Origin of the sequence: Chryseobacterium sp. 22458, from assembly GCF_052044975.1 — a bacterium.
Taxonomy (GTDB): Bacteria; Bacteroidota; Bacteroidia; order Flavobacteriales; family Weeksellaceae; genus Chryseobacterium.
The window spans coordinates 1-26,046 of record NZ_JBQEOA010000007.1; the positions used below are offsets into that span (position 1 = coordinate 1).

Genomic DNA, 26,046 nt, shown 5'->3' on the forward strand with positions numbered 1-26,046 from the left:
GAATGAAATCTATAGATAGCGAATTTATCTTAAACGTAGAGTTCGGAGAGTTTTCTATGGTATCTTATTATTTTTTTCGATCGCTATGGCGTTTCACTCAGCAATGAAAGTATGTTTCTTCTGAATGAAATCTATAGATAGCGAATTTATCTTAAACGTAGAGTTCGGAGAGTTTTCTATGGTATCTTATTGTTTTTTTCGATCGCTACGGCGTTTCACTCAGCAATGAAAGTATGTTCCTCTGCTGAATGAAATGCCTTTGCGAACAAATAAACGATGCATATTATTAAACTTTGCGAACTCTGCGTTATAATTATTGACCGTTTACTTTGCGAAGCAAAAATTGACTATTGATATTTTTTAATACAAAAAAAATAACACGTCAAGTTTTGTCGCATTACCGGAATAGCTTTGTCATATCAAAATTACAGAGCTATGGAATTGCCATTTTACTTAAACTTTAAAGACTTTGAAAGCCATTATTACGATAATCTTGAAAAATGGTTTGAAGAATACCATAATACAAGCGAGATCGATTATCTGAAAGCTCTTTCCGCTTTGTACAGCCCTTATCTCTACTACAACTTTGCGGAAGATAAGGTACAGGCAGATGCTTTTATTGAAGTGAAAGACTGTTTTTTCCCTTATCATGAAAGAATTGGAATCTCTTTCTGTAATCATTGTGAAAAAGACGCTACCTCCAAAAAAGGACTGAATCATGTATTTGAATTTAAAAATATCTCAATGATGGAGTATGCCCAGCATATTCTGGATAAAATAAATAAATACTGTTCCAAAAATACTACTGCTTTGGAAGGCGATAAAAATATCCTGGATTACGTGAATGATTATGATATTGTGACTTCAGTAGACGGAGTAGGATATTGTATCAGCTATAACCGCCATCAGAAGGTACTGCCGTTTCTGAAAGCTTATCTGCCGTATTATGGTCAGATGGTCAATATGATAGTCTACAGGGATTTTATTTTTTCTCTTACAGATATTGCAGCATTTATTGATCAGAAGCTGAAAACAGTAAAAGCTTTTGAACATTCCATCTACAGCCGTTCCAAAGCTGATGCAAGATTCAAGGTACATATGAGCCGTCAGTTTCTGACGCTGTGCAACTAATATTTTACACCATACATTCATACTAATTATATTGCGGAAAACTTATGTTTTTCAACAAAAATCCCGGCCAGTAATGACCGGGATTTTTTTTCATATCCGGAACCTGAAGTTATTGAAATATGAAGATCTTACTATCAGAATTTTTTAGTCAGGATAATCCTGTTCAGTTACCGCTTTCTTCTTATAAGGAATATTCCAGATCAGATCTGCAGCAAGGTAATGTACCCCTCCATGATGAATACTTTTGCTTCCTCTGATCAGATCATCCATATAGCCGATATCTACTGTAAAAGGAGAGTTGGGGATGGTAAACATATAATAAGCAGCGATACGCATTTCACGATACCCAAAATTTTCCCACTCCGGAACAGTTTCATTAAGGTGGCTGACAGAAAATAAAGCTTCGGCACTTATTGCCAGTTTCTGATTGTTTTTAGGAGATAAATTATAGGTTAACTGACTTTTTATGCGGGTCCTTAACTGGAAATCTTCTTCTACTTTATGGAAATCTGCATCAAAAAACTTTCTGAATTCCTGACGGACTGTGTTTTTCAGTTTCAATTTTTCTCCAAGATCAAAAGTGTAGTCATATCGTCCGTATATTCTGAATTCCTGCTCTGTATTTTCTTTATCGTAAGGTGCTTCGCTTTCATATTGAGGCTGCCGGCGGTAGCTGATGGCATAGCTATATTGCTGATGTGGGGCAAATGAATGGTAAACCTCATGATTCAATACAAAAATAGCCTGTCTGGAAAATAAATAATTATTGTCAGGGCTGCTTTTACGCCCTATGGCAATATAGCTCAGAGCCTGCTTCTTTCCCAATGAATCCAGTTGGCGTTTTACTCCAAATGCGGACCAGAAAGCGGTTTTGGCATCTCCTAATCCGGGCGGGCTGATCTGCGCTTGTACAAGTGTTCCTGCGCACATCAATAAAAATAATCCTGTGAAAAATTTCTTTATATTCAATATCATGAATAACTGCTTTGCGATTAACTGTAAATATCTGCGAAACCCAAAGATGGGTAGGGGTGGCATCAATACGGAGAGAGAATACTTTGTCGTTGCAAATTTAGAAATGTTGTGGAGTTGCATGTTTATTTAAAATCTTTTAATGCTGTTTAAAAACAAGACAAAATAAATATCTGATTTAGGATAGATTTAGGAATGGACGGATATCAATAAGATTGAAAGGCTTATTCAATTCCGATTTTTTCTTTGGAACAGTCTATATAAATCCGGTTTTTCAGGAAGATTTTATTCCCCAGCATACCTGTCATTCCGGAAAACTTCATCAGCATATATTGGGTCTGGGAAAATCCCTCCACATAAGTAACCGTATTCAGTGGAATCTCTTTATCCCTGAAACGGATGGTTTCATCAGTATCTGCTGTATAAGCTGTTAATACATTCGGTCTTGATTGGGCTTTTTCTGTGATAACTTTTGATTGTGGCCGTTTCAGAGCTTCCCAGTTTCCTTTATTCGTCAGCAGTTCATAAGCACTCGTCCCGGAATCATACAGAAACTTTTCATTTTTGCCTTTTAAATTACCGTCGATCACAATTTTTCTCTTTTTAAATGTAAAATCAATAAGCTTATTTTTAAAATCATCTGGCTCCTTTGACAGGTTGAATACAATAAAATTGTCTCTGAAATTTAGCAGTGTTTTCCTGTTTTCAAGAATATCTGCACCAAGAGTCCCGATGATTTTGACAGAGGCATTTTCGCCAGACTTTTTTCCGGTAGGGAAAACTTTGAAATGATCGGAAGTAATTTTAGTTTTTCCTATATAGAAAGAAGATACGGCACATCCGTTGCGGATTGAAACTGCTTTTATTTTTTCGATAACCGGACTGTACAGCTCAGTATAGGCGGCCCCTGTATCAAACTGGAGGTAATAGGTTGTTGAATCTCCCGGGAAATGAGTGGGTAAAAGAAGAGCGCTTTTATTGCTGTCAGCCCATATCATTGGAACATTTCCGCTTTCATTTTCTATCGTGAGATAGTTTTTCTCCGGAGTAAATTTCTGATCAAAATAAAAATAGCCGCCTGCTATTGTAATAAGGATAAGTAGTAAAACGACGACTACAATTCTTTGTAATGTTTTCATGAATTTTTTTGTACAAGATTCGGAAATCCGGACATCTTTTTCGCTGAAAACAAGATGACAGTTTTACGACAGTTCTATGACTGCTTTTATAAGAAGTTGGTTTTCAGTTTGATAATTAGTTCCTGTTTTTGGTTCAGGCTGATTCCGTTTTTAATAATGATATAAACCTTCAAACCCATAAAAATGAGTAAAGGGATGATAAAAAGCGGAAACTTCAGTAGGAAAATCTTTTGAATAAAAGGACTGGCGATCATAATACAGGAAAAAACTGCAGCAAGAATAATCTGAACACACAGAATACCTTTTCCCAGTTCCTTATTCCGTGAATCTTTTGTCCGGTAAGTTAAAAAAGCAGAAGCAATAACCCCTCCAAAAGGAAAGATAAGACCAAACAATGCAGAAAGATTAATGATTTTTGCCCTTCCTACATCAATCGTATCTTTAGTTGTACAAATAAGATCTTCGGGCCGGCTATCTAATGCCTGAGCAAGTGCATTAAGTGTAAATCCCTTCAATGTACTTCCGGTTTCAACCCTTTGAACGGTCCGTAGAGAAAGCTTTGACTTTTCGGCAAGCTCATTTTGAGTCATATTCTTTTTTTCTCTCAACATCTTTACCTGGTTCTCCATGGTTGGCTATTTATGTTTTATAAAGGGGATTGATGTGCTAATTTAATAAAAAACATGATGGAAAGTAAAATCAGAATGCTAAAGGCTAATAAAACAACAGATGAATTGTGGATAACTTGTTGGTAATTTGTGGAAAAGTGAATATTTGCATTTTAAAGTATTGATTATAAGTTATTTATAGAATAACTGTGAAAAAGAAATTGCCGCAATAATAAATACTGCGACAATCTTGGGATATAGACTGATTTTTGAGAGATTTATCCTGCTTTGCACATGGCATCCCATGTTGTCCAGAAATGGGCATTGATGGCTCCGATAGGAGGATTCGTGCTGTCGGCAACAATACCTACCATTGAGGCACAGTTGGAGTTACAGCCTATTTCATAATGGCTTCCCTGCTGGGGTGGGATCTGTCTCCATGTACCGGTTGATCCGCTTAATAGTTCCACTTTAATGTCAAAGATACCTGAAAGACCAGGAGTCTGGATTTGTTTGGTAGGATCTTCACTGGAGATGGTGTCGCTCCAGTTTCCTTGTGAGAAGGTTACCCGCCATGTAGAAATCATTTTGGCTGTATCATTCTGAGGAGAAAGATAGACCCAGAACTGCGCTCCGTTTCCAAGTTGTACCTGTCCGGATGAATTTACGTTTACATTGGTTGATGTCATATTAAGATGTTTTTGTGGTTATTTTATGTTCCAAAGTAACGGAGAACCTGGGCAGTTTTTTATAGTAGAAACCACTGATTATGGATACAGGTAGAAATACGTATGGTAGAAACAGAAGATAAAAGTGGAGTCTTGCAAAACATTTTGAATTGGGTTGAGAGCAGATTGCAGTAAATTAAAGAATATTATTCAGCAAAACTTTATTTCATCTTGCGTGTATTCTATATAATGATGAAGTTTTAGTAATTACGTATTTTTATGATTAGACAGAGTGAAAAATCATATATTTATCTAGCTAATTTGAAAATTAATTACTATGAATAATTTAAAAAAAATTTCAAGAGAGGAGTTAAAAAATGTAAAAGGCGGAAGACGCTATTGTCAATCATATGTAATGATAGCATGGTGTAATGATAACACAGCAACTGATACAGTATGTTATGATTTAGATAGTCAGCAATCAAAGGATGAAGCATATGCATGTATGACTCATAATGGACAATTATTCAATGTTTATACCTGTGGCTCTGAAGATTACGGATCATAAATATGATAAATAAGATTTTAATTATTTTTCTGCTTTTTATAAGCAATTTCTTTTTTTCTCAAGTAGATACCTCCTATATTAAGGTAGACTATGAAGCAGTATTTTTGATTGACACTACTAATATAAATAGCAGAAAAACAGAAAACACTGTATTGTTGATTGGAAAGCGATCTTCATATTTTAAAAGTAGTTACAAGACAGTGGCTGATTCTATTGGTAAACAGATTGCTAAAAGAAGTTTAGAAAATCCAGTCAATGGGCAGATTATTTTAAAAACCGGAGCTATACCATCTGCCAAGTTTAAACCTGAAGTGTATTATTTCGGAGGGAAATCTACAATTTATGATCAGATTGGTAAAGATGGATACTCTTTCGAAAGTACAAATCAAATTAATTGGCAAATTGAGAATATCAGAAAAAAAATTAATGGTTTTGATTGCCAGAAAGCAGTAACCATTTACGGTAAGAAAAAAATAACAGCTTGGTTTACTTCAGAAATTCCAATATCAGAAGGTCCTTATACCTTTAAAGGATTACCGGGTTTAGTGTTGGAAGCCTATGATGATAAAGAATATTTTCACTTTAAATTATCAGGATTAAAGAAAGACGTTAAAATTCCTATTGGAAATATTCCTTTTAGTGTAAAAACTTCCTATGAAAAATTTTTAAAGAAACGAACCGATTTAATGGATGATCCGATTAGCTCATTTATATCAATTTTTGGTAAAAGACCACCTAAAGAAAATGAAGAACAGATCATTCAAAATATAAGAAGATTAAATAATCATTTGGATTAACAAAATAAAAAATATCCATCATGGAGTAATGTCAGATTATGATCAAAAAACAAGCCTGCGCTAAATCAGCACAGGCTTCAGTTTTCTTGCAGAAAGGAAGGGATTCGAACCCTCGATACAGTTACCCGTATACTACCTTTCCAGGGTAGCTCCTTCAACCACTCGGACACCTTTCTTTTTGAGATTGCAAAAATAGTGTATTTTCCCAAATATCCAAATAAATATTGAAATTAATCTGTAATTTCTCCGCAAAGACTTCTCGTGAAGTTATCGGCAAAGCTTCCCGGGTAACTCGGGTTGCCAATAAGGTGCATGGCTTTAGTGATCGCAGTTTCAGCAGTCATATCTCTTCCACTGATGGCACCGATTCTTGAGAAAATATTACTGTTCTCATACTTTCCGAACGAGATACCTCCTGATATACACTGGCTTACTACTACGATCTCCGTTCCGTTATTTCTGATTTCCTGAAGTGTTTCCTGTGTCTTTTCACTGCTGAAAATAGTTCCCGAACCGAAAACCTGAAGAATAAGAACCTTCATTTTAGGGATCTCTTTGAAGTGACTCAGATGCATTCCCGGAAAAATTCTCCAGAACAGAATATCTTCGGAAATATGTTCATCAACATGGAATTCTACCTCCGGATCACAACGGAACAGATTATCCTTAAGAATATTCAAATGAACGCCGGATTGCCCCAATATCGGGTAATTCGGGCTTGAATAGGCATCAAAATATTCTGCAGAATATTTCAACGTTCTGTTTCCTCTTAATAATTTATACTCGAAGTAAATGGCAACTTCCTGGATTACCGCTTCATCATTTTCATAAAGACTGGCATAATAAAGGCTGGTCAGAAGATTTTCTTTAGCATCTGTTCTTAAATCTCCAATCGGAAGCTGAGAACCGGTCATGATTACCGGCTTTCTTAATCCTTTCAGCATGAAACTTAATGCAGAAGCGGTATACGACATGGTATCCGTTCCGTGAAGAATCAGAAATCCGTCGTAATCTTCATAATTTTTCTGAATATAATTAGCGATAATTCTCCATTCCTCAGGCCCCATATCCGAAGAGTCCAGTGGTTTTGCAAAAGGATGAACGAAGACTTCACATTCCATCAGTTTCATTTCAGGCATCTTTTCAAAGATATTACCAAAATCAAAGGCACGGAGACTTCCGGTTTCATAATCTTTTTCCATCCCGATGGTTCCACCGGTATAGATGAGCAGGACTTTTCGCTTCATGTATTTTTTAATTAAGAATTGGAACCCAATTAGGGATCATAGGCCAAAATTACGTTAATTTGCAAAGATTTGAAAATGAATATGCGCTTATGCTGAAATTTTATGAGAATAAAGCTGCAGGCGTCAGATTGTTTATTGAAAAAAATAAGAAATGCAGACGAAAGACTTAGCTCAGACCTATGAGTATTTAAAACAGTTTTTAACAGAAGAAAGATTGTCGAAAATTGAACATTTCTCCCGGGAAAGTTCAGATTTTGTGCTTCCGGTTGTAGAAGATATCTATCAGTTTAGAAATGCTGCAGCCATTGTACGCTCTGTAGAGGCCTGCGGTTTTCATAAAGTAGTGGCCCTGCAGGAAGAATATAGCTTTGAGCCTAATCTCAGAGTAACAAAAGGGGCTGATACCTGGGTAGAGGTTGAAAAACTTCCACGGAATATGGAATCTTTTCAGAATATTAAAGACAGAGGCTACAAAATAGTGGTGGTTTCATTGGAAAATAATGCTAAAATGCTGCCTGAATATGAAATTACAGAACCCATTGCATTGGTTTTCGGAACCGAGATGGAAGGGGTTTCTCAGGAAATTCTCGATTTTGCAGATGAAACACTCGCCATTCCGATGTATGGTTTCACAAGAAGCTTTAATGTTTCCGTTGCAGCTTCAATCTGTATGTACGAATTGAAACAAAAACTGATAAAATCTGATATTGATTATAAATTGGATGAAGAGAAACTATTGAGGATGAAAATCCTTTGGACCGTCAATTCAATAAGAAGCGGACAGCAAATCTTTGAAAAATACCTGAAAGATCATCATATAGATTGGAAATAAATAACAAAAGAGGCCGTTCCAAAAGTCTGAACATCAGATTTTAAAACTGCCTCTTTTTATTGATCAATAGTTTAGTGTAGAAAACAACTGCCTTCCGGGCTGATATTATATCATATTATAGTAATTCCAGGCAGCTACAAACAAACCTGCGGTTTCAGTTCTTAACCTCTGGCTCCCGAGAGAAACTGCTTTGACCTTATGATCTGCAAGAAATACAATTTCCTTTTCCGAAAAATCTCCTTCAGGGCCAATTAAAAATGTCAAATGTTCCCTTGCAGGAATGTCCTTAAGATCTGTTCTTTCAAGATTTTCGTTACAATGGGCTACAAATGTATGTTCCGGATCAATATTCTTAAGAAAATCGTTGAGCTTCATCATATCATGAATGACCGGAAAATGAAACCTCAGACTTTGCTTTGAAGCAGCTATAGCCTGTTTTCTGATCTTATCAATATTGATATTCTTACGTTCTGTTTTTTCCGTGGTAATGATACTAATCTCCGAAATACCCATTTCTACCGCCTTTTCCACAAAGAATTCAATCCTGTCTATATTTTTGGTAGGTGCAATGGCAATATGCAGTTTTGTGCTGAATCCCGGCAGGTTTTCTTTGATCTCTGTTACTTCAATTCCTGCCTTTTTACCTTCTATACTGAGTTTTCCGGAAGCAAGGTTTCCCTTTCCATCCGTCACATGAATTTCCTCACCATTTTTCATACGGAGAACCTTTACAATGTGCTGCTGCTCTTCATCGTTGATTATGACTCCGTTTCCGTTGATTTCTCCGTAAAAAAGTTTCATATTTAAATATTTAGAATCTTCCTGAATTTATGTATAAATGATCATTAAAAGTAAACTTCATTCTCGCTTAAAAATGCCACACCGGTTTTTATTGTAGTATAAATATCACCTTCACAATCTCTATAAGAACATGCGTAAATCTCTTCAACCCACTTATTATTCATAAAAATTAAATTCAGGTATTCGTTTTTTCTTAAATTATTTTTGATGGATAAATAATCACCCTCTTTGGGCTCATAAGCAAAACTAAATACATTTTCCGAATTGATTTTCTCAATGATTTCTTCCTTTATATTTTGAATATATCCAATTTCTGAACTTATCATTAGAAAATCATCCTCTTCAGATTGTTCCGTCACTTCGTTTTTTCCTGTAACAGTTTCTAAAATCCAATAATATTTTGAATTTTTCTTAGATTGTGTACCTAATATTTTTTCTTCCAGGAGTATTTTCATAAATCGTATTTTGCAGTCGCAGTAGTTCTCAGGTCAGTAAATTCTCCTCTCTCAAACTTCAGCTGTGCTACCATGGCGATCATAGCAGCATTATCCGTAGTATATTCAAATTTTGGGATGTACATATTCCATCCTAATTTTTCTTTATTGTCTTCCATTGCTTTTCTTAAAGCTGAATTGGCAGAAACACCTCCGGCAATGGCAACCTCTTTAATATTTAAATCTTTGGCTGCTTTTTCCAGTTTTTTCATCAGAATTTCAATGATGGTTTTCTGTACGGAAGCACAAAGGTCGTTGAGATTTTCTTTAATAAAATCAGGATTCTTTCTGACTTCCTTCTGGATGAAATACAATACGGAAGTTTTGATACCGCTGAAAGAGTAGTCATAGTTCTCAAGTTTCGGTTTATTGAATTGAAAGGCATCAGGATTTCCTTCTTTCGCTAGCCTGTCGATGATAGGTCCGGCAGGGTAATCGAGGTCAAAGATCTTTCCTATTTTGTCAAAAGCTTCACCTGCTGCATCATCAATGGTTTTCCCGATAATTTCCATATCAAAGTAGTCCTTTACAAGAACAATCATCGTATGCCCTCCGCTTACGGTAAGGCACAGAAAAGGGAAAGCAGGCGGCACAGGATTTGCATCTTCGATGAAATGGGCCAGAATGTGGGCTTGAAGGTGATTTACTTCAATCAAAGGGACATTAAGACTCATAGCCAGAGATTTAGCAAATGATGTACCTACAAGAAGTGAACCTAAAAGTCCGGGTCCGCGTGTAAATCCTATAGCTGAAATTGCATTTTGTTGTATATTTGCTTTAGAAAAAGATTTTTCAACAACAGGGATGATGTTTTGCTGATGGGCTCGTGAAGCCAGTTCAGGAACCACACCACCATATTCTTTGTGGATGGCCTGGTTTGCGGCAATGTTCGAAAGAATAGAATTTCCCTTGATGATAGCTGCTGAGGTGTCGTCGCAGGACGATTCAATACCTAAAATTATAGAGTCGCTCATAATAATGGCAAAGTTAGAGAATAATAACGAGAATGAGAATAAAAAATCAGTAGCTGAAAACCTAGGGGATCAGGTACAGAAGACTGTTGAAAATGTAGAAGGAAAAGTGCGGGAAACAGTAAAAGAGGCGTCTGAACTGGCCTCAGATGCTATCAACCATCCTATAGAAACGGCTGAAGAATTCGGGAAACAGGCGGTGAAGGATGTGACCAGCTATACCTGGTGGGCAAAGCTTCTTCTGATTCTCTTCTGGGTCGGACTTTTTCTGATAGGAAGTATTATGGTGATCATTAATCTTCCGGTAACCAAGCAATGGGCGGCAAATCAGGCACTGCAGATCGTTAATCAGGATTTTAAAGCAGGGTTTTCCACAGAAAGTGTAGACGTCAATTATTTCGGTGATGTAACGATAAAAGGTTTAAAAGTAAAAGACTATAAAGGCCTTGATTTTATTACAGCCCGCGAATTCCGTGCTGATTCAGACTGGATCTCTCTTGCCGTAAATGCTATTTCCGGAAATAGTAATTCCTTAAGTTTCAATTCTCTTACCCTCATTAATGCCGATGTAAAAGTCATTACCTATAAAGGAGACAGTATTGCCAATTTTGTCAGATTTACAGAACTCTTTGACAACGGTAAAAAAAGAGACCCGAATAAGCCTCCTTTTCAATTGAACTCAAGAATTCAGATCATTGACTCAAAAGTATCTATCGTTAATGAAAATTCTCCGGGAGATCAGGGAAAATGGCTTACTGCAACACAATTTAATCTTAAAGCCCCGAACGTAAAAGTCAACGGACCCAATGTTTCGGCGCTCATCAATAATATGTCTTTTGTGACAAAGAGGTGGGGGAAATCTCACATTGTAGATACTTTTTCCACAGAATTGTCTTTGACGAAACAGTTTTTATCTTTAAAAGACCTTACTTTAAATACAGATCATACTTTATTACAGGGGAATATTAAATTTAACCTTAATGATGGTTCGTGGGCAGATTTTGCAGACAGAGTTCGCTGGGATATGAATATCAGCCAGGGTAGCCAGATGAGCGGGTATGACATCAGTTACTTTGTGACCAACTGGGATAATATCAAACCGTTCAACCTTGCAGGAAAAATGACCGGGCCTTTAAATAAATTCCATCTTGAAAATTTCCTTATCAGAAATCCTGATGTAAATATTGCCACAAAGACCATGAAGGTAGATAACTTGCTGAAAGAACATTTTTCGATTGAAACGAAAGACCTTTCTACAGACTTTACCTATAAGGATCTAAAAGCCATGATGCCTTCTTTCATTTCCAGTAAGATGAAGAATTTTGCAGATGATTTCGGGAAACTGAAATATAACGGGACGGCCAAGGTAAATCCTGATCAGATTTATGTGGAAAACGGGAATCTGATGACAGGGATAGGGCAGGCAAAGATTTCCAAGCTTACATTGACGGGCTACAGTACAGCGATGCCTAAATATTCAGGGTACCTTGATGTAAAAGATCTAAACACCTCTGTGATTACAAAAAATAAAACAGTAGGCTTAATTTCAGGGAAATTTGATCTTAACGGACAAAGTTTTGATGTCAATACCATGCGTCTGACTACCAAATCCCAGGTTGCCAGCATTGAAATTATGGATAAGGTGATCAATAACCTTTACCTGGACGGACTACTGGATCATAAAAAATATAACGGGCTCATCACCGTGAATGATGAACAGGCAAAAGCTACTATTAAGGGGTTAATAGATTTCAGTACTTCTAAAGTGGCAATGGATGTGAATGCAGATGTCAGTTATCTGAACATGAATTATTTCACCAACAAACCGGGGAATCAGATTGTAAGCGGACAGGTTGACGGTAAGATGTCAATGTCATCCATTAATGATCTTACGCTGGATGTGAATGCCAATAACCTTCATTTTGCTACGGCAACCCAGAAATATGATATTCCCAATGCGAAGCTGAGGACATTTGTTGAAGCAGGAGGACGGGTAATTGATGTTGATGCGCCGGGAGCAGCTACCGGGAAAATTTCCGGAAAATATAATCTTGCCGACCTTTTAGGAATGGTAGAAAATGGTGTGGGCAAAATATTGGTGGGGCCACCGCCGAGAAAATTATACCGTGGACAGAATTTTGCGCTGAACTTTGATGTCCGTCAGGGATTGGTCAACTATTTCTTACCAGACCTGAAATTGCCTAACGGGGCTCTTGTAGAAGGAGAATATGACGGGAACTCCAATAACCTGATTCTGAATCTTGATGCCACTTCTTTGAAATATATTATGACCAAGGAAGAGGAAATTACTGATGCAGACAAGGCTTTGGCAGCTTCCAATCCGGAATATAAAATCAATGACAGGAAAAACCTGAACCGGGACAGTGCCATGGTAGACAGTGTGAAGGTTAGGATCAATACGGCTAATCTTGACCAGCAGTTGTATGCAAGAATCAACAGACTGGAGTACAACAAAAATATCATCAAGGATTTTGAGCTGAAAGGGAATAATGAAAACGGAAATACACTTCATCTTGCCACTGTATTTAAGCATGGAAGCCCTGATGACGAAATCAATGAAAAGCTTAAGGAATATGCCATCAATGTAGATCAGTCTACCGATGCTGCGGGAGACTATGTCTTCAGATTTGAACCTACAGAAGTGAAGTTCAATGAAGTGACCTGGGCAATAGATACCAGTCCTGAACTCAACCATTCCATTACCTATAGAAGGCAGACCGGGGATTTTGATATCAGGAACCTGCGGGTTTATTCTGATAAAAGTGCCTTATTTATCAAAGAAGCACAGTTTAAATCGGCCAAAGATTTTTATGTAGACGCTGATATCAATGATTTTTCAATAGAAAAACTTCTGGAAATGCAGTCCGGAGGTAACGGTATGGATATAAAAGGACTTGCCAACGGTACTGTAAAGATCAAAATGGATAAAAACACTTTACAGCCACTGGTGGACCTTACCATTGATGATATTAAGATGAATGGTAACGATATGGGAGATATTTCCATTTCGGCAACCAACGGATTTTCTCTGAATGTCTATGATATTGATGTGAAAGTACATTCGGCAGGTGCTCTTGGTAATAATAGTTTGAATTTAACAGGTACTGTTAACAATAATACTGCTTCACCGGATATTGATCTTACAGCTGAAATGCGTGATTTTGACCTGGCATTCACCCAGCAGTTTGTGCAGTCTGTCTTCGGAAACCTGAGAGGAAAGGCAACCGGAGATCTTAAAATCAATGGTAAACTTAAGAATCTTGACTACAGCGGTGACATTGCTTTAAAAGATTTTGGATTAAAACTTCTCTTTACTGGGGTAGATTATTCATTTGATGATACTGTAATTCAGTTGACCAAAGGTCTTGCTATCCTTAACAATATTGAAGTGCATGACGGAAGATCGAATTCCAAAGGGAATGTTTCCGGTGCGATCCAGTTTGAAACACTTTCATCCATGGGGGTATCTCTGGTAATGAGAGCAGATAATCTATTGATGCTGAATACCACACAGAAAGACTATGATCTGTTCTGGGGGCGTGTCTACGGACAGGGAGATCTCTATGTGGACGGACCTGTTTCCGGACTGAGTATCACCACACCTAATATGAAAGCCCTGAATGGAAGTACCTTTACTTTTAATTCAAGTTCCACCTCGAATGTTGAAGAATTTAAAATGCTGAGGTTCCTGAAAGAAGGAAAAGACGGTTTGGTGACACTCGAGGACAAGAAAAAGACAGGAGCCAATATGAATGTCGACTTCAGTCTGAGTGTTGATAAAGGAACCACTGTGAATGTACTGGTAGGAGATGATGTAGGAAATATTACCGTGAAAGGTTCTGCAGATCCTTTGAAATTCCACATGAACAGACAGGGGAATATTGCAATGAGCGGAACGTATAAGGTAGATAACGGAACATTTGTTTCCAAAGCTATTCTTAATAAGACGTTCCAGATAGAAAGAAACAGTAGCATCCGATGGGATGGTGATGCGATGAAGCCTTCCCTGGATATCAATGCCAATTATGTGAGGATGGTTTCCAATGTTGGGGAATATCTGAGTCTGAGTAAACTTCAGCCTATCAGTATCTTGCTGCAGGCGCACATTTCCCAGTCGTTGGTAGATCCTAAGATTGATCTTAATGTAACAGCACTGGACGTTTCCAGCCAGGTAAGAGAAACACTTGCTGCCAAAATGAGCCAGGAAGGGGAAAAAGTACTTCAGTTCGGTTCCGTTCTGTTGCTGAGTACCTTCAATGTATCCAATACAGGAGGTGTAGATGTGAATGTAGGAAATGTAGCAGAATCTTCCGGATATAATATGCTTCTGAAACAGCTGGGATCAGTACTTAATACGATGAGTAATGAGTTTCAGATTGACCTTAACTATGTAAAAGGGGACCAGAATGCCAGCATCGGGGACAGAGCCAATGCCGGGGTAAGTGTTGCCCTTTCACCGAGAGTCAATATCAAGACCGGTCTGGGAATCCCGTTATCGAAGACGGAAGGAGCGCAAAACAATTATCTTTCAGGGGAAGGTTCTATTGAATATGACCTTTCTAAAAAGAATGACGGTACGCTTGTCATCCGTGGTTATTCCAAACCTACCAATATAGGGATGGGACTGGCCAGTACTAACGGTTCTGCTAATCAGGCCTATGGGGTAGGGGCAGTATGGAGTAAAAGCTTCAATTCTTTGTTTAAAAAGAAGAAAAAAGATAAAAAACCTTCGGAAGCAAAAGGTGAAATAAAAACAGATTCTATAAAATCAAAAGGCAAATAATTAGAATATTTTAATGATTTTTATCATCTGTGTTAATTATTGTTAATATTTGATATATATTTTTTAGTTAAATTATTTTTCGTAAATTTGCAAAAAATACATAGATTTTTTAAAGAAATTGTAATTTAACTAATATGAACTATCAACTGGACGAAATAGACAAGAAGATTCTTGATTTCTTAGTAGAAAATACAAGAATGCCTTTTACTGAAATTGCAAAGCAGATGGATGTTTCTGCTGGAACAATTCACGTAAGAGTGAAAAAGATGGAAGATGCAGGTATTATTTTGGGATCATCTCTTAACATCGATTATGGCAAGCTGGATTACCACTTTACAGCTTTCATAGGAATCCTTTTGACAAAATCAAACCGTACTCAGGAAGTACTGAAAGAATTGTCAACTATTCCTAACGTAATTGAAGCTAGCGTTATTTCCGGAAAATATAATATTTTCTGTAAAGTAAGAGCGAAGAATACAGATGATGCTAAAAGAATCATTTATCAGATCGACGACATTCAGGATGTGATGAGAACTGAGAGTATGATTTCTATGGAAGAATTCCTGAGTGACAAAAATAGACTGATCAACGCGATCTCTATTTAATTCAAATTTTAAACGAATAATTATAAAAGAACTTATGAAATCTCTCATAAGTTCTTTATTTTTGCAGGTATGGAAGAATACAGTTATTTTGACGAGGATCCGAAGAAAGGATGGGGATTTGTACTGGCATTTGCAGCCTTGATGTTGTTTACCATAATGGGACTGGGAATTGATGTGGATGAATATTTGCAGCATGAATACCTTGATATTCCCAGATGGTATTTCTATATCATCTTTTCCATTGATGTACTGATGGTGATAGGCCTTGTGCTGATGTTCTTCTATAAAAAAGTCGGGATTTTTATGTTTCCGGCACTTTTGGTACTGCATTTCTTTATGCACAATTATTACCTGTCTACATTCCTGTATACGGATGTTACCAATCTTTTCCTGTTCACAGGTTTCGGGATGTTGGCAATCATTCCGAAATGGAAGTTTTTCAGATAAGATTTATTCCATAGCAGCTCTTTTGAGCTCCTGCAGATGGTAATAGTGAATTGCTTTTTGTTTTAAAGGATTTTCAGCCCAGTTTTGCCATTCGCAGGTATAAGGATTATAGCCGCATTTTAAAGGTTTTGAAATATCAAGGCCTGCTTTATTAAGGCTGTTTCTTTCTGTGTAGGCCCTGCAGTCGGTACAGATATATCTGAATTCACAGTCTTTGCATACTTCAATATGGTCTTTGGTAAGGTTCCAGTATTTTTTGAAACTGCCCTGCTCTAAGATCTTCTCAAGACTGTTTTGGTGAATATTTCCGAAGTTTTCGGACATCAGCGGGCAGTTTTTAATATTCCCGTTTTTATCGATACCCATCTTTTTATACAGGCAGGAATTGTGATTGATTGATTCCAATACTTTAGGAATATTGGTATTGAAATATTTCATGTCCACTTTTCCACAGGCAGATATTTTGAGATCTTCTTCCACAAACTGTACTGTAAATCTGTATTCATCTTTAGCTTTGAAAGGAGGCTGCTTACAATCGTAGAAAACAATGCTGTAAATTCGTTCTGTCTCCTGATGGAGAACCTGTATAAAAGACCGGTCAATCTCATGATGAAACGGAGAAAATATTTCTATTCCGGATAAGACTGAGTTTGTAAAAGTACTGTCAATTTCTATAAAATCCTTCAGTGTTAAGGTTTTCAAACTGTAAATAACCAGATGTCTGATTCCAAGGTTTTCTGCTGATGATCTTATTTTTTTTATTACCTCAATATCTTCCATTTCGATAAAGAGATTCGCTATGGTTACAGGTTCATAGTAATCATAGGAGAGAGGAGGAAAGTTTCTGTCCCAATTATTCTCTGTGATAAATCCGTACTCTTTTTCCAGCAGAAGATTAATATATTCATGAACGATCGGCCTGGATGTTTTATCATAACCTTTCAGAATGTCTTCAACGGAATGATTTTTCATCTCAACTATAATGTCATACAATTCCAGGGGATATAATTCCGAAACATTTCTCTGCAGATCTGAAATGAGTATTCTGCCGGCTCCTTTAGTGATAATAATATTGCTGAATAGATTAAAATAGTTCATGTTTTAATATAAATTTTGTGGAATACTAGCATAAACAGATGTATTAAGATATTTCATACTAATCTTGTCAGACATTTGTAAGGATTAAGTTTTGCATAGGAATCCGTATGGTATTTTTCGCAAGGAATCGTGATGCTAAAATGTTTTTTCTCACGGCTTTTACTTTTTACAACGTCAATATATTTAAAGGTGAGGGGGAGCTTGTGCTTTTCCTTGTTGGTAAAATCTTTTTTCATAAATATTCTGCTATTTCTTTTTCCAATAAATAATTACACAGGACAGACATTCCCAGAAACTGGCCCACAGGATTTACTTCTAAAAAATAATATTTACTGTCGCTCTTAATGAAATCAAGAGAACCGGAATTAAGGTCTAAAGACTGCATGAGCAGATGTATTTTTTGCTCAATATTTTTTGGCAGACGATACGATACTTTTCTGTTGGGTTTTTTATCATTGTATTTCCTGAAATCAACTTTGGTCTGATCGTCATTTTGTGAAAAAATAGCCATGGACCAAACTTTGCCATTGAGATAAAAGCTTCTTATTTCATAATCTTTTTCAATCTTTTCCTGAAAGAAAGTAATGAAAAAATCTTCATCTTCATTTTCCTGAATAACCGTTGTATACATCATACCGCTGGAATCTTTGAGTATGCCTTCCATTCGGGGATTTCCACCAATGGTTTTAATGATCGTTTTATTTAAAATAACATCATCTGTGGTGTCAGCAAGAAAATATGCCGGAATATCCAACCCGGTCTTTTGTGCCGCTTCAAGTACAAGAAGCTTATTAATATCACTGTTGCTTTGCTTGTTGATATGTTTTTTTGATTCTAAAACTTTTATTATATAATCTTCCAGCCAATGTTGGTATTCATTCATATTAAGGTTAATGGCATCATTTTTATAATGAAGACGGTTGAATTTCAAACCACCTCTTCTATACCATACACTGGTAATTTCATCAATAAAAAAACGATTCCTCCGGCTCTCTATATAAATCCGTTTTTCTTTGATCTTAATATCAAAAATTTCATCTTCATGTACCCGGATAAAGCTTTTTCCTAATTTTAGCAGCCATTTAATGACTTCTGTAGTAGTTATTTCGTTATTATGTGAAATGATAAGTATCAATTTTTCTTTTTTATTTTTTTGAAGAAATCCTTAGTGATCCATTGAGCGTGTTTTAAGCTTGGCAGCCCTATACTTTTGCGGTTACGGTTCACGGTTGCTGAGTCTTTTATGTTTTCATATCCCTGATAAACTGCATATGTGTAGGGTAGTTTATGATGGGAATTATTTCTGTCTATCATTGCGGCGTAATCACGGGGAGGGCAATCACCGGATTTTACATACTCTAATATTTTGGTTTTAAAATATTCATGATACTCTTCATAATCAGCCATATGAAGCAATATTGGTCCTGAAGGCATCAATAAATCACCATTCCATAAGCCTATTTTTTGTAAACCTGGGAACCCGTAATTCTCAAACATCCATTTCAGAAGTTCGGCATTCTTTTTATCATTTTTAATGACATCCTGATAATTTCCTTCTTTGCGGCTGCTTTGATCACGTTGAAATGCAACGGTAAAGGAATCTATCAGTTTTTGGTTAAGCCCTTTTTTCCATTCTTCAACCTTCACTTCCATTTCCTGCTTGTCAATCCCATATTTTTTGTAGAGCTGTATAAAGCTGGTATCTTCTTTTTTATACCTCCAGTTAGGCGCAATTAAGGGAATAAGCCTGTAAAGACTTTTCTTCCCACCGAAATTTTTATGGTGCTGATCTGCAAGCTTTATATAATTTTCATATTCATCTCTCCGGTCCTGGTTTTGGGGTTTGTATTTTCGGAATAATTTTCGATACTGCTTTATAGCTTCGTCGGTTTGATGGGTGACACGGTAAATACTGTCAATTTCGTTTACCTTGTTATAGTATGAAATATAATTTCGATTTTTGCAGGCGGAAAGAAATAAGCAAAGAATCAGACCAATTATATATGCTGAATTAATGTCTTTATTTTGTGTTTTTATATTATAATATTTCATAATAATCTTGCAAGTGGTTTTGTAGGCTTTACTCTCATTAAATAGTCAGTCTGATATTCTATTGAGGCAATAATCAATCTTATGGTTATCCTATATATCAACTGAAGTATCTCTAAGGTTTCTATTTTATAAAATCAAGCGGGCTACAATTGTTGTTTTCAGGTTAGTAGAAAGAATAAGAATCATTTTTCTTCATTTTATCTTTTCTGATTTTAGATGAATGTTTTATACTGGGTAGTCCAATACTTTTTCGGTTACGGTTAATCCGAACAGAATCTTTATCAGTATTCCGTAAGCTGTATCGTACAGCAGTATTTCTATAATAATCATATGTATCAGACATTAAGGCATATTCTTGAGGAGAACAATGGCCTGATTTCACATATTCAAATAATTTTTTTCTGAATTCAGGATATTTTTTTGAGCCAATCATATGGCTTAGCAATGTAGGCATGGCGATGAAAACATCATCGTTTCCTAATCTACCTATTTTTTGTCCGTCAGGAAATCCATAATGTTCAAATGTCCATAAGAAAAGATCAACATTTTTTTCAATGTTCTTGTATATAAGGGATATATTTTCAGGTCTTCCTTTCTGGTCACGGATCATAGCAATACTAAAGGAGTCTACAAGTCTTTTATTCAGGTTCTTTTTCCAGTCCGCTACTTTTTGGTCGACTTCCAAACTGTCTATCCCATATTTCTTGCAAAACGGATAAAGTTTTTTATATTCATTACCATAGGGAGCTATCAGTGTAATAAGCTTGAATAGGCTTTTTTTTCCTCCAAAGTTTTTATGGTATTGATCTGCAAGCTTAATATATATTTTATATTCTTCAGTGAGCTCTTGGTTTTTAGGTTCATACTTCTGAAACAGTTTTTTGAACTTTTTAATAGCTTTTTCAGGTTTATCAGCCATTCTGTATATACTGTCAATTTCATTTACTTTGTTGTAATAAGTAATGTAATTCACTTCCCGGTTTTTACATGATAAGAAAGAAATCAAAATAAATAATAGGATATAATAAGTATATTGTTTCATAAACTGTTTAAGGAATATAATCTGTTTAATTTTTTGCAGGTTCTTAAAAAATTTGGATGCCAGAATTGATAATAAGAAGAAATAGAGGGATATACCCTCTATCTGTATTACCACTGTTAATTAATGCTGGTATCTATTTTTAAAGTACTGAGATGAACTCCGTCTTTCCAGGTCTCTTTATCATAGCACGTAGAACCACAGTCAGTTTCTACGTATTTATAACCATCACCACCTAAAATTGATTTTAAGTCTTTTCTTTGTAATTTTTTGTTTTCGGAAGAGAAGCTGCTCTTCATACCATTTAATTTTTTCATTTTGAGATTTTTTTAATTTAATAGATCACTTGTGCCATACAACCCCTGACATTGGGTACAAATAATTCTCACATTTATCCTGTACTGTACACATACAATCTAACATGAAGAATCTGTTCATCAACGTTGATGTGATAAAACTATAAATATTTAGATCCCGTAATAGTGATAAAATTGATTTGTATGTGTAAATTTTTTGCAATGTTTTTCAGTGATTTTTATATAGAATGGTGTACACATTGACGGCAATGTGCAGAGAAAATATTATAAAAAAATAAGAATCCTTTTAATAGTATAAATGGATATTAACCGGAAATAACAGAATATCAAATTAACGCAATACAGCATTAAAAATTTACTGTTTGTACAAATGTCATTCTCGGATTTGATATGTATCGGTATTGATGAGGTTCTGAAATTAAACTTTAGCTTGTACAAAAAAACCGCAAATAACGGGTTGGTAAAAAATGAAGGGTTCCGGTGTAAAACCAATGAATATGCAATTGTAATGCAATATTTAATACAAAATAATGCAAAGAAATTATAAAAGTACTGTTGAGTTTTTTTGTGAAAATATGTAATATTTACTCAGAAAATACCCCCTGGAAAAAAGACTCAAGTGCTGTACTTTCATCCAGTCCGAATTTTTTCTTCAGACGGTACTTGGTCATTCTTACACTTTTGGGTTCTACATTCAGCAGATGAGCGATCTGTTTGGTATCCATGCCAAGATAGATGTAGGCACAGTATTTCAGATCTAGGGCCGTAAGTTTTTGTTTGGCTCTTTCGTTGATGTTTTTAAAAAAATCCGGATGCAGCTCCTGTATGGTAAATCTGATCTTTTCAAAATCGTTATCTATCCGGTTTTCCCCCTTTACAACATGTTGTATATTGATATCAGTATCAGAAAGCCTGGTCTGAAGCTGCTGAAGCACTTCATTTTTATGCTGGATATGGAGCTGGCTGGCTAAAACCTCACTCTGGAGCTTTTGCTGTTGTAGGGTAAGCAATTCCTGTTCTGCTTTTAATCTGGCCTGTTCTTCCCTCTGAAGTTTAATCTGCATTTCAGCATCATGCTTTTCAGTATCAAGCTTTTTTTCCCTTTCTATAGAGTATCGCAATTTAAAATGATAGGAGCGGAACATAAAGAAAGCTCCGATCAAGCCGATAATCCCTAAACCTATATAAAGAAGTTTCTCTTTTTTCAGGCTGGCTGTTTTTTCTGTAAGCGACCTGAGTTCGGATTCTTTTCGTTGTGACTGAAACTGGGCTTCCAGTCTTTTTGCCGTTTCTGCCTGCCCTTCATCAAACAGCTTATGGCTGTATTCTGCTACTTTTGACTGATACTCAAATGCTTTCCGGTAGTTGTTTTGTTTTGCATACAGCTGTGCAAGGTCCTGAACAACGTTGATCATCACATGATAATAGACCGGTTTCTGGGTAAGCAGAATTTGTTCTGCTTTCAGAAGATATTGCTCAGATAAAGCATCGTTTTTATCCCGTGAAGCCAGATTACTCAAAATTCCAAGTGCCCCGGCCTGGATGCCCTGGTTTAATGTTGTATGCTGCGTTAGGGTGAGGATTTCAGCTGTGTTTTCCTGAATTTCCTTGCGTATTTCCGGGGTAATGACCGGATAGCTCAGGTTGTAATTGGCCAGATTTAATAAAGCCATAGCATGAGCATGGGCAGAAACCTGTCCCGGAAACTGATGATAAAGCAAAACTGCTTTTTTACACATCTCAATCACCCGCTTCAGGTCCTTTAAATCCCCGGTTTTTTCATACGGAAAATAATAACAGACTGCCATTGCTGAATAGGCAGAACTCAGCATATTTTTATTCCCTGATTTTTGAGCCAGCTCTACTGCTTTTTTGGCATACAGCGTGGCATTTTCAGCATCATTCCATTCAGTATAGATGCCGTAGAGAAGGTAATTGAGCTTGGCATTCAACAAAATCTCCGAAGGCAGTTTCTCAACCTGTGGAAGCGTTTTCTGAATGAGTTTGATGGTATGCTCAAATTCGCCCAAAGCATTATTATAGTAGATGTTCAGATAGGTAGCGTACAGTGCTGCTGTTTTATCGTTGGTTTTTTGTACAATGGCATTGGCAGCATCAATGATAGGAGGTACTTTGTCATATTGAGACTGGTTGAGCTTAATAATTCCGTTTTGAGCCAGGGCTTTTACTTCTTCGGCATAGTTCCTCTCTTTTTGGGCCAGTTCCAGTTGCTGCTGAACATATTTTCCGGCAGCAGGATACTGATCACTTACCCTGTAGTATTCTGTAAGCTCATTGTAGATTTTAAATTTTTCGGCCACAGAAGTATGACCATTGTTCAGCCGGTTTTTAAGATCATCGGTAAAGACATCCTGAGCAGGAAATAAGGTGCAGAAAAAAAATAAAAAGTATAAAAATGAGCCTTTCAGTTTCATGAGGTGAAAGTACAAAAATTGTAGAAAACTGTCAATTTATGATCTGAAAATATAAACCTGAGGGTTCGTTTCAATTGGTTTATTTTCAGTGTTTTATATTTGTTTGTAGTCGTTTTGTAGTCATCGCTTTCGGGAGGTACAGTTGTTTTGTAGTCATTGAAAAAACAGGAGTCTGATTTTTCTGCTGCAATTTTGGATCAGCAAAAAACAGAAATATTAATTATAAAAATTTTACAGCTATGGACAACAAAACATTATCTATCGTATCATACATTACTATTTTCGGATGGCTGATTTCTTTCTTTTCAGGTAAGGATAAAGCTGACGGTATTTTGAGATACCACCTGAAGCAATCATTGGGATTGGTCATCAGTACCTTTATCCTGTATGCTGTTCTCAATGTTTTATTTTTAATAACAGAATTAGGCTTTTTAGTTGGTCTGTTCGGATTGCTTCCGTGGGTATGGGCTATTATAGGAATTATTAATGCAGCCAATGAAGTGGAGAAACCTTTACCATTGATCGGGAAAATGTTTGAAGATAAATTTTCATTCATAGGGTAAGGTCTCGCATTTCTTTATAATAAAAACATGAAATGATTCTTCTAACGCTTACTATTATATTATGAAAAGATCATTAATTACAGCAGGAATGCTTATACTTTGTTTTTCCACGATATCATGTGATAAGCTGGAAAAAATGAAAGAAAAACTTTCACAGAATGATACCCGGCAGGTGAATCCCTTCAGCGTTAATTCAGGAGATGAGAACAGGGATATTATCACTTTTAATAATAAAGTGGTAAAAATGGATGATGCCCAGTCTGAGTTTATAAAAAACTTTCAGAATGCATTGGAGCAGATGAATACCTATGTGAAAAATGCTACCGAAAATCCTCAATATTCCGGTATGTCGCCCCTGTTTACTCCTGTTGTCATGATGTGGGCAGAGCAGGAGATCAAAGCGCCTGATGTACTGGGCAAAGATTATCAGATCCTTGTTGATAAAATGAAAGATACAGCTTCACAGCTGAAGAACTTGAAAAAAGAGCTTGAAGCATACAAAGATGCAGAAGACTGGAAAGATGATAAAGGGAAAAAAGTAACGGAAATCAGTGAAAAAGCAGAGAAGATTATGAAAGAAAACCGTTCTGCTGCCAATGAATTATTTACCAAACTTTCTCCAAAAGCAGATAAGGCCGAAATAGCAACTCTTGAAAATCATCCGCTTAAAAAACAGATCGTTCAGTCCAGAGAAGCTATGGAACTGGCTCAGAAAATCATTGATGAGTCTTATGATATAACAGACTTGAATGCTTATAAAACCAAATTTGCCCGGCAATATCAGCAAATGGAAAAATTATATGTAAGAAACAGGGATGAAGAGATTCCGTCATCAGAAAAACAGAAAGAAAGCAGCTATCTGGCATTTAATAACTCTGTCAATGATTTTCTGGGGAAGATGAGAATTGTACAGCGAAGCCTGAATGAAAACAGCGAAGGGCTAAACAGTGATCTTGATGCCCTGGAAAGAGAAGCAGGCTTTGTACTTGATCGTTACAACAACTTTGTAGATTAATGATAACTTAAAAATTGATATGATGAAAAAAACATTAGGAATTATTCTGATCCTGTTAGGGTTTTGTCTGACAGTAGTAATAAAAATAGGGCCGTCCAAAGAAACCTCATGGCTGTTCGGCTATGGAGATCTGCCTCCAATGCTTCTTGCTGTAGCACTTATTATCCCCGGATTGATCCTGTATAATAAAAACAGATAATCGGAAATAATGTAGCCATAATCATGAAACTGGCTATACTTTGATGAATATAATGATCTGATATGACAGGATTAAGGTAATTTTACCGCCCATTTTAAAAAAGAAAAGAAGTATGGATTTCGAAATTTTGAAACAACAGATAGAAGATGCTGCAAAGAAAGCCTTTTTGGAAATGTATGAAAAACATAGCAGAGAACAGGTTTACAGCTTTGCATTGTACAGTGATGAAGGTGCAATGACGGTGTGCCCTGCTGCCAATACACTGAAGATGCTGGAAGCAGCAGATGAGGATGATGCGCTTTATTATAAGTATGAACCTGCAGAATGGGCCTATGAAATGGAAGGCGCTGATGATGAGTTTAATGCAATATGCAGCCTGTTGAGAGCTGAACTAGACCAGCATTGTGAGGATGATGAATGGTTTGAAGACTTCCAGGCCAGATTGTACTCAGTATGTGTTGAAGTATTGGAAAAACTTAAAAATGAAGACTTTTTCAGACAGATTACAGGTCAAGATATTTTCCTGATTTTTACCGTTTCAGATTATGAATTTGAGAAGCAGGATCTGAAGAACATCATTGTCAGACTCAATGATAATGAATATAAAAGTGAATATCTGGAGTGGATGGATACCTGGGGCAATTAAAAGAATGAGAACATAAAAAGACACATTTAAATATATACTATGAAGCTGGATAAAATAATTGTCTCAGATGCATCTCACCAAAGTAGTGATCCTTACGATCTTATCCGTTCCAATATTTCTGTAGTCAATCTCCTGGGAGAAGAAGGAATTGATGAAGAAAATATCCATGAAGACTCAGTTATGAGTTATTATGTTGATTATTATTTCTGGCAGTATAAAAATGGAAATTTTTCGCAGTTTGTGTGGAATTCAGGCTGGTCGGCAGAATTGAATAAAATTATTGAGGAAGGTTTAAAGAAAATGAAAAGCAAAGACCATCTGGAACTTTTTCTGGAGCAGTGTGCCAAAGCGGAAAGCCTTGAAGAAGGAGAACTTCGGAAGTATCTGGAAGGTCAGTATTTCGGCCCGAACAAAACAAGAGATTTTTTGAAAAATGATTCCTTTTACAGCCTTGAAGAAAATCTTACAGCGCTTCATTCCGAATGGCTGAGACAACATCCGGATCTGAAAGTATTGTCTGTGGAAGATATGTTTTCGGAACTGGAAATAATCGTCGGTCACGAGATTGAACGATAAAATTAATTTTTAAATATTGTGA

27 protein-coding genes and 1 tRNA gene are annotated in these 26,046 nt (G+C 36.3%); 12 read left to right on the forward strand and 16 right to left on the reverse strand.

The features are described from left to right. The first annotated feature begins 435 nt into the window (after positions 1-435). The gene (locus ACTJJF_RS19675) at positions 436-1,131 is read left to right on the forward strand and encodes a hypothetical protein (RefSeq protein WP_440700750.1); all 696 of its coding nucleotides are present in this window, start codon (positions 436-438) and stop codon (positions 1,129-1,131) included. A 144-nt stretch (positions 1,132-1,275) separates the two neighbouring features. Here ACTJJF_RS19675 and ACTJJF_RS19680 read toward each other — a convergent pair whose 3' ends face one another. The 4 genes from ACTJJF_RS19680 to ACTJJF_RS19695 form a co-directional block, all read right to left on the reverse strand. After that, complete coding sequence (locus ACTJJF_RS19680) at positions 1,276-2,106, reverse strand: DUF2490 domain-containing protein (protein ID WP_440700751.1); 831 nt, start codon at positions 2,104-2,106, stop codon at positions 1,276-1,278. A 221-nt stretch (positions 2,107-2,327) separates the two neighbouring features. Next, positions 2,328-3,242, reverse strand: a complete 915-nt coding sequence (locus ACTJJF_RS19685) for a hypothetical protein (RefSeq protein WP_440700752.1) — start codon at positions 3,240-3,242, stop codon at positions 2,328-2,330. Between the two features lie 86 nt (positions 3,243-3,328). After that, positions 3,329-3,871, reverse strand: coding sequence for a helix-turn-helix domain-containing protein (locus ACTJJF_RS19690; RefSeq protein ID WP_312306313.1), 543 nt, complete (start codon positions 3,869-3,871; stop codon positions 3,329-3,331). A gap of 257 nt (positions 3,872-4,128) precedes the next feature. After that, a complete protein-coding gene (locus ACTJJF_RS19695) occupies positions 4,129-4,539 on the reverse strand; it encodes a hypothetical protein (RefSeq protein ID WP_440700753.1) in 411 nt (136 codons plus the stop codon). A gap of 316 nt (positions 4,540-4,855) precedes the next feature. Between ACTJJF_RS19695 and ACTJJF_RS19700 the strand changes: the two genes are divergently transcribed. Both ACTJJF_RS19700 and ACTJJF_RS19705 read left to right on the forward strand, forming a co-directional pair. Further along, positions 4,856-5,086 carry a bacteriocin-like protein gene (locus ACTJJF_RS19700; protein ID WP_312306317.1) on the forward strand — a complete coding sequence of 77 codons (231 nt, stop codon included), beginning with the start codon at positions 4,856-4,858 and terminating at the stop codon, positions 5,084-5,086. Positions 5,087-5,088: 2 nt separating this feature from the next. Then, positions 5,089-5,883, forward strand: a complete 795-nt coding sequence (locus ACTJJF_RS19705; RefSeq protein WP_312306319.1) for a GLPGLI family protein — start codon at positions 5,089-5,091, stop codon at positions 5,881-5,883. 89 nt (positions 5,884-5,972) lie between these two features. Here the strand turns inward: ACTJJF_RS19705 and ACTJJF_RS19710 are convergent. After that, positions 5,973-6,059: transfer RNA gene (locus ACTJJF_RS19710), tRNA-Ser, on the reverse strand. 54 nt (positions 6,060-6,113) lie between these two features. Then, positions 6,114-7,130, reverse strand: coding sequence for an asparaginase (locus tag ACTJJF_RS19715; protein WP_312306321.1), 1,017 nt, complete (start codon positions 7,128-7,130; stop codon positions 6,114-6,116). Positions 7,131-7,281: 151 nt separating this feature from the next. On the opposite strand from ACTJJF_RS19715, the gene ACTJJF_RS19720 reads away from it, so the two are divergent. After that, entirely contained in the window at positions 7,282-7,962 is a 681-nt protein-coding gene (locus tag ACTJJF_RS19720; protein WP_440700754.1) for a TrmH family RNA methyltransferase, read from the forward strand. Positions 7,963-8,067: 105 nt separating this feature from the next. Here ACTJJF_RS19720 and ACTJJF_RS19725 read toward each other — a convergent pair whose 3' ends face one another. Genes ACTJJF_RS19725 through tsaD form a run of 3 tightly spaced genes read right to left on the reverse strand, consistent with a single transcriptional unit; the run spans position 8,068 to position 10,231 of the window. Then, positions 8,068-8,763 carry an RsmE family RNA methyltransferase gene (locus ACTJJF_RS19725; RefSeq protein ID WP_440700755.1) on the reverse strand — a complete coding sequence of 232 codons (696 nt, stop codon included), beginning with the start codon at positions 8,761-8,763 and terminating at the stop codon, positions 8,068-8,070. A gap of 44 nt (positions 8,764-8,807) precedes the next feature. After that, the gene (locus ACTJJF_RS19730; RefSeq protein WP_312302431.1) at positions 8,808-9,218 is read right to left on the reverse strand and encodes a hypothetical protein; all 411 of its coding nucleotides are present in this window, start codon (positions 9,216-9,218) and stop codon (positions 8,808-8,810) included. Further along, positions 9,215-10,231, reverse strand: a complete 1,017-nt coding sequence (tsaD, locus tag ACTJJF_RS19735; protein ID WP_065400657.1) for a tRNA (adenosine(37)-N6)-threonylcarbamoyltransferase complex transferase subunit TsaD — start codon at positions 10,229-10,231, stop codon at positions 9,215-9,217. The genes ACTJJF_RS19730 and tsaD overlap by 4 nt, the downstream gene beginning before the upstream one ends. 4 nt (positions 10,232-10,235) lie before the next feature. Here tsaD and ACTJJF_RS19740 point away from each other — a divergent pair, with 4 nt between their 5' ends. The 3 genes from ACTJJF_RS19740 to ACTJJF_RS19750 all read left to right on the forward strand — a co-directional run bounded on the left by ACTJJF_RS19740 (position 10,236) and on the right by ACTJJF_RS19750 (position 16,084). Beyond that, complete coding sequence (locus tag ACTJJF_RS19740; RefSeq protein ID WP_440700756.1) at positions 10,236-15,032, forward strand: translocation/assembly module TamB; 4,797 nt, start codon at positions 10,236-10,238, stop codon at positions 15,030-15,032. Positions 15,033-15,166: 134 nt separating this feature from the next. Continuing rightward, on the forward strand, positions 15,167-15,637 hold the full coding sequence (locus ACTJJF_RS19745; RefSeq protein ID WP_065400659.1) for an Lrp/AsnC family transcriptional regulator: 471 nt from the start codon (positions 15,167-15,169) through the stop codon (positions 15,635-15,637). 69 nt (positions 15,638-15,706) lie between these two features. Then, positions 15,707-16,084, forward strand: coding sequence for a hypothetical protein (locus ACTJJF_RS19750; protein ID WP_440700757.1), 378 nt, complete (start codon positions 15,707-15,709; stop codon positions 16,082-16,084). A 3-nt stretch (positions 16,085-16,087) separates the two neighbouring features. On the opposite strand, the gene gwsS is transcribed toward ACTJJF_RS19750, so the two are convergent. From gwsS to ACTJJF_RS19785, 7 genes are all read right to left on the reverse strand, one after another. After that, positions 16,088-17,182 (reverse strand): grasp-with-spasm system SPASM domain peptide maturase, encoded by a 1,095-nt coding sequence (gene gwsS / locus ACTJJF_RS19755; protein ID WP_440700758.1) that lies wholly within the window; start codon positions 17,180-17,182, stop codon positions 16,088-16,090. Between the two features lie 53 nt (positions 17,183-17,235). Then, a complete protein-coding gene (locus tag ACTJJF_RS19760) occupies positions 17,236-17,418 on the reverse strand; it encodes a hypothetical protein (protein ID WP_312302448.1) in 183 nt (60 codons plus the stop codon). After that, positions 17,415-18,317, reverse strand: coding sequence for a grasp-with-spasm system ATP-grasp peptide maturase (gene gwsG, locus ACTJJF_RS19765; RefSeq protein WP_312302450.1), 903 nt, complete (start codon positions 18,315-18,317; stop codon positions 17,415-17,417). The genes ACTJJF_RS19760 and gwsG overlap by 4 nt, the downstream gene beginning before the upstream one ends. Further along, a complete protein-coding gene (locus tag ACTJJF_RS19770) occupies positions 18,314-19,234 on the reverse strand; it encodes a hypothetical protein (RefSeq protein ID WP_440700759.1) in 921 nt (306 codons plus the stop codon). Before ACTJJF_RS19770 ends, gwsG begins: the two co-directional genes overlap by 4 nt. 163 nt (positions 19,235-19,397) lie before the next feature. Next, a complete protein-coding gene (locus ACTJJF_RS19775) occupies positions 19,398-20,207 on the reverse strand; it encodes a hypothetical protein (RefSeq protein WP_440700760.1) in 810 nt (269 codons plus the stop codon). Positions 20,208-20,392: 185 nt separating this feature from the next. Next, positions 20,393-20,590, reverse strand: a complete 198-nt coding sequence (locus ACTJJF_RS19780; protein ID WP_312302460.1) for a TIGR04139 family peptide modification target — start codon at positions 20,588-20,590, stop codon at positions 20,393-20,395. A gap of 584 nt (positions 20,591-21,174) precedes the next feature. Next, positions 21,175-23,025, reverse strand: coding sequence for a helix-turn-helix transcriptional regulator (locus tag ACTJJF_RS19785; RefSeq protein ID WP_440700761.1), 1,851 nt, complete (start codon positions 23,023-23,025; stop codon positions 21,175-21,177). A gap of 239 nt (positions 23,026-23,264) precedes the next feature. Here ACTJJF_RS19785 and ACTJJF_RS19790 point away from each other — a divergent pair, with 239 nt between their 5' ends. From ACTJJF_RS19790 to ACTJJF_RS19810, 5 genes are all read left to right on the forward strand, one after another. Further along, positions 23,265-23,588, forward strand: a complete 324-nt coding sequence (locus tag ACTJJF_RS19790) for a DUF4870 domain-containing protein (protein ID WP_440700762.1) — start codon at positions 23,265-23,267, stop codon at positions 23,586-23,588. Between the two features lie 61 nt (positions 23,589-23,649). After that, positions 23,650-24,603 carry a DUF3829 domain-containing protein gene (locus ACTJJF_RS19795; protein WP_440700763.1) on the forward strand — a complete coding sequence of 318 codons (954 nt, stop codon included), beginning with the start codon at positions 23,650-23,652 and terminating at the stop codon, positions 24,601-24,603. A 22-nt stretch (positions 24,604-24,625) separates the two neighbouring features. Further along, positions 24,626-24,802 (forward strand): hypothetical protein, encoded by a 177-nt coding sequence (locus tag ACTJJF_RS19800; protein WP_440700764.1) that lies wholly within the window; start codon positions 24,626-24,628, stop codon positions 24,800-24,802. A gap of 112 nt (positions 24,803-24,914) precedes the next feature. After that, complete coding sequence (locus tag ACTJJF_RS19805; RefSeq protein WP_440700765.1) at positions 24,915-25,448, forward strand: DUF4303 domain-containing protein; 534 nt, start codon at positions 24,915-24,917, stop codon at positions 25,446-25,448. A 39-nt stretch (positions 25,449-25,487) separates the two neighbouring features. Continuing rightward, positions 25,488-26,024 carry a DMP19 family protein gene (locus ACTJJF_RS19810; RefSeq protein ID WP_440700766.1) on the forward strand — a complete coding sequence of 179 codons (537 nt, stop codon included), beginning with the start codon at positions 25,488-25,490 and terminating at the stop codon, positions 26,022-26,024. Positions 26,025-26,046: the final 22 nt, after the last annotated feature.

What these genes read in the sequence shown, in the direction of transcription:
- ACTJJF_RS19675 (WP_440700750.1), top strand. Translation starts at nt 436, where the DNA reads ATGGAATTGCCATTTTACTTAAACTTTAAAGACTTTGAAAGCCATTAT.
- ACTJJF_RS19680 (WP_440700751.1), bottom strand. Translation starts at nt 2,106, where the DNA reads ATGATATTGAATATAAAGAAATTTTTCACAGGATTATTTTTATTGATG.
- ACTJJF_RS19685 (WP_440700752.1), bottom strand. Translation starts at nt 3,242, where the DNA reads ATGAAAACATTACAAAGAATTGTAGTCGTCGTTTTACTACTTATCCTT.
- ACTJJF_RS19690 (WP_312306313.1), bottom strand. Translation starts at nt 3,871, where the DNA reads ATGGAGAACCAGGTAAAGATGTTGAGAGAAAAAAAGAATATGACTCAA.
- ACTJJF_RS19695 (WP_440700753.1), bottom strand. Translation starts at nt 4,539, where the DNA reads ATGACATCAACCAATGTAAACGTAAATTCATCCGGACAGGTACAACTT.
- ACTJJF_RS19700 (WP_312306317.1), top strand. Translation starts at nt 4,856, where the DNA reads ATGAATAATTTAAAAAAAATTTCAAGAGAGGAGTTAAAAAATGTAAAA.
- ACTJJF_RS19705 (WP_312306319.1), top strand. Translation starts at nt 5,089, where the DNA reads ATGATAAATAAGATTTTAATTATTTTTCTGCTTTTTATAAGCAATTTC.
- ACTJJF_RS19715 (WP_312306321.1), bottom strand. Translation starts at nt 7,130, where the DNA reads ATGAAGCGAAAAGTCCTGCTCATCTATACCGGTGGAACCATCGGGATG.
- ACTJJF_RS19720 (WP_440700754.1), top strand. Translation starts at nt 7,282, where the DNA reads ATGCAGACGAAAGACTTAGCTCAGACCTATGAGTATTTAAAACAGTTT.
- ACTJJF_RS19725 (WP_440700755.1), bottom strand. Translation starts at nt 8,763, where the DNA reads ATGAAACTTTTTTACGGAGAAATCAACGGAAACGGAGTCATAATCAAC.
- ACTJJF_RS19730 (WP_312302431.1), bottom strand. Translation starts at nt 9,218, where the DNA reads ATGAAAATACTCCTGGAAGAAAAAATATTAGGTACACAATCTAAGAAA.
- tsaD (WP_065400657.1), bottom strand. Translation starts at nt 10,231, where the DNA reads ATGAGCGACTCTATAATTTTAGGTATTGAATCGTCCTGCGACGACACC.
- ACTJJF_RS19740 (WP_440700756.1), top strand. Translation starts at nt 10,236, where the DNA reads ATGGCAAAGTTAGAGAATAATAACGAGAATGAGAATAAAAAATCAGTA.
- ACTJJF_RS19745 (WP_065400659.1), top strand. Translation starts at nt 15,167, where the DNA reads ATGAACTATCAACTGGACGAAATAGACAAGAAGATTCTTGATTTCTTA.
- ACTJJF_RS19750 (WP_440700757.1), top strand. Translation starts at nt 15,707, where the DNA reads ATGGAAGAATACAGTTATTTTGACGAGGATCCGAAGAAAGGATGGGGA.
- gwsS (WP_440700758.1), bottom strand. Translation starts at nt 17,182, where the DNA reads ATGAACTATTTTAATCTATTCAGCAATATTATTATCACTAAAGGAGCC.
- ACTJJF_RS19760 (WP_312302448.1), bottom strand. Translation starts at nt 17,418, where the DNA reads ATGAAAAAAGATTTTACCAACAAGGAAAAGCACAAGCTCCCCCTCACC.
- ACTJJF_RS19770 (WP_440700759.1), bottom strand. Translation starts at nt 19,234, where the DNA reads ATGAAATATTATAATATAAAAACACAAAATAAAGACATTAATTCAGCA.
- ACTJJF_RS19780 (WP_312302460.1), bottom strand. Translation starts at nt 20,590, where the DNA reads ATGAAAAAATTAAATGGTATGAAGAGCAGCTTCTCTTCCGAAAACAAA.
- ACTJJF_RS19785 (WP_440700761.1), bottom strand. Translation starts at nt 23,025, where the DNA reads ATGAAACTGAAAGGCTCATTTTTATACTTTTTATTTTTTTTCTGCACC.
- ACTJJF_RS19790 (WP_440700762.1), top strand. Translation starts at nt 23,265, where the DNA reads ATGGACAACAAAACATTATCTATCGTATCATACATTACTATTTTCGGA.
- ACTJJF_RS19795 (WP_440700763.1), top strand. Translation starts at nt 23,650, where the DNA reads ATGAAAAGATCATTAATTACAGCAGGAATGCTTATACTTTGTTTTTCC.
- ACTJJF_RS19800 (WP_440700764.1), top strand. Translation starts at nt 24,626, where the DNA reads ATGAAAAAAACATTAGGAATTATTCTGATCCTGTTAGGGTTTTGTCTG.
- ACTJJF_RS19805 (WP_440700765.1), top strand. Translation starts at nt 24,915, where the DNA reads ATGGATTTCGAAATTTTGAAACAACAGATAGAAGATGCTGCAAAGAAA.
- ACTJJF_RS19810 (WP_440700766.1), top strand. Translation starts at nt 25,488, where the DNA reads ATGAAGCTGGATAAAATAATTGTCTCAGATGCATCTCACCAAAGTAGT.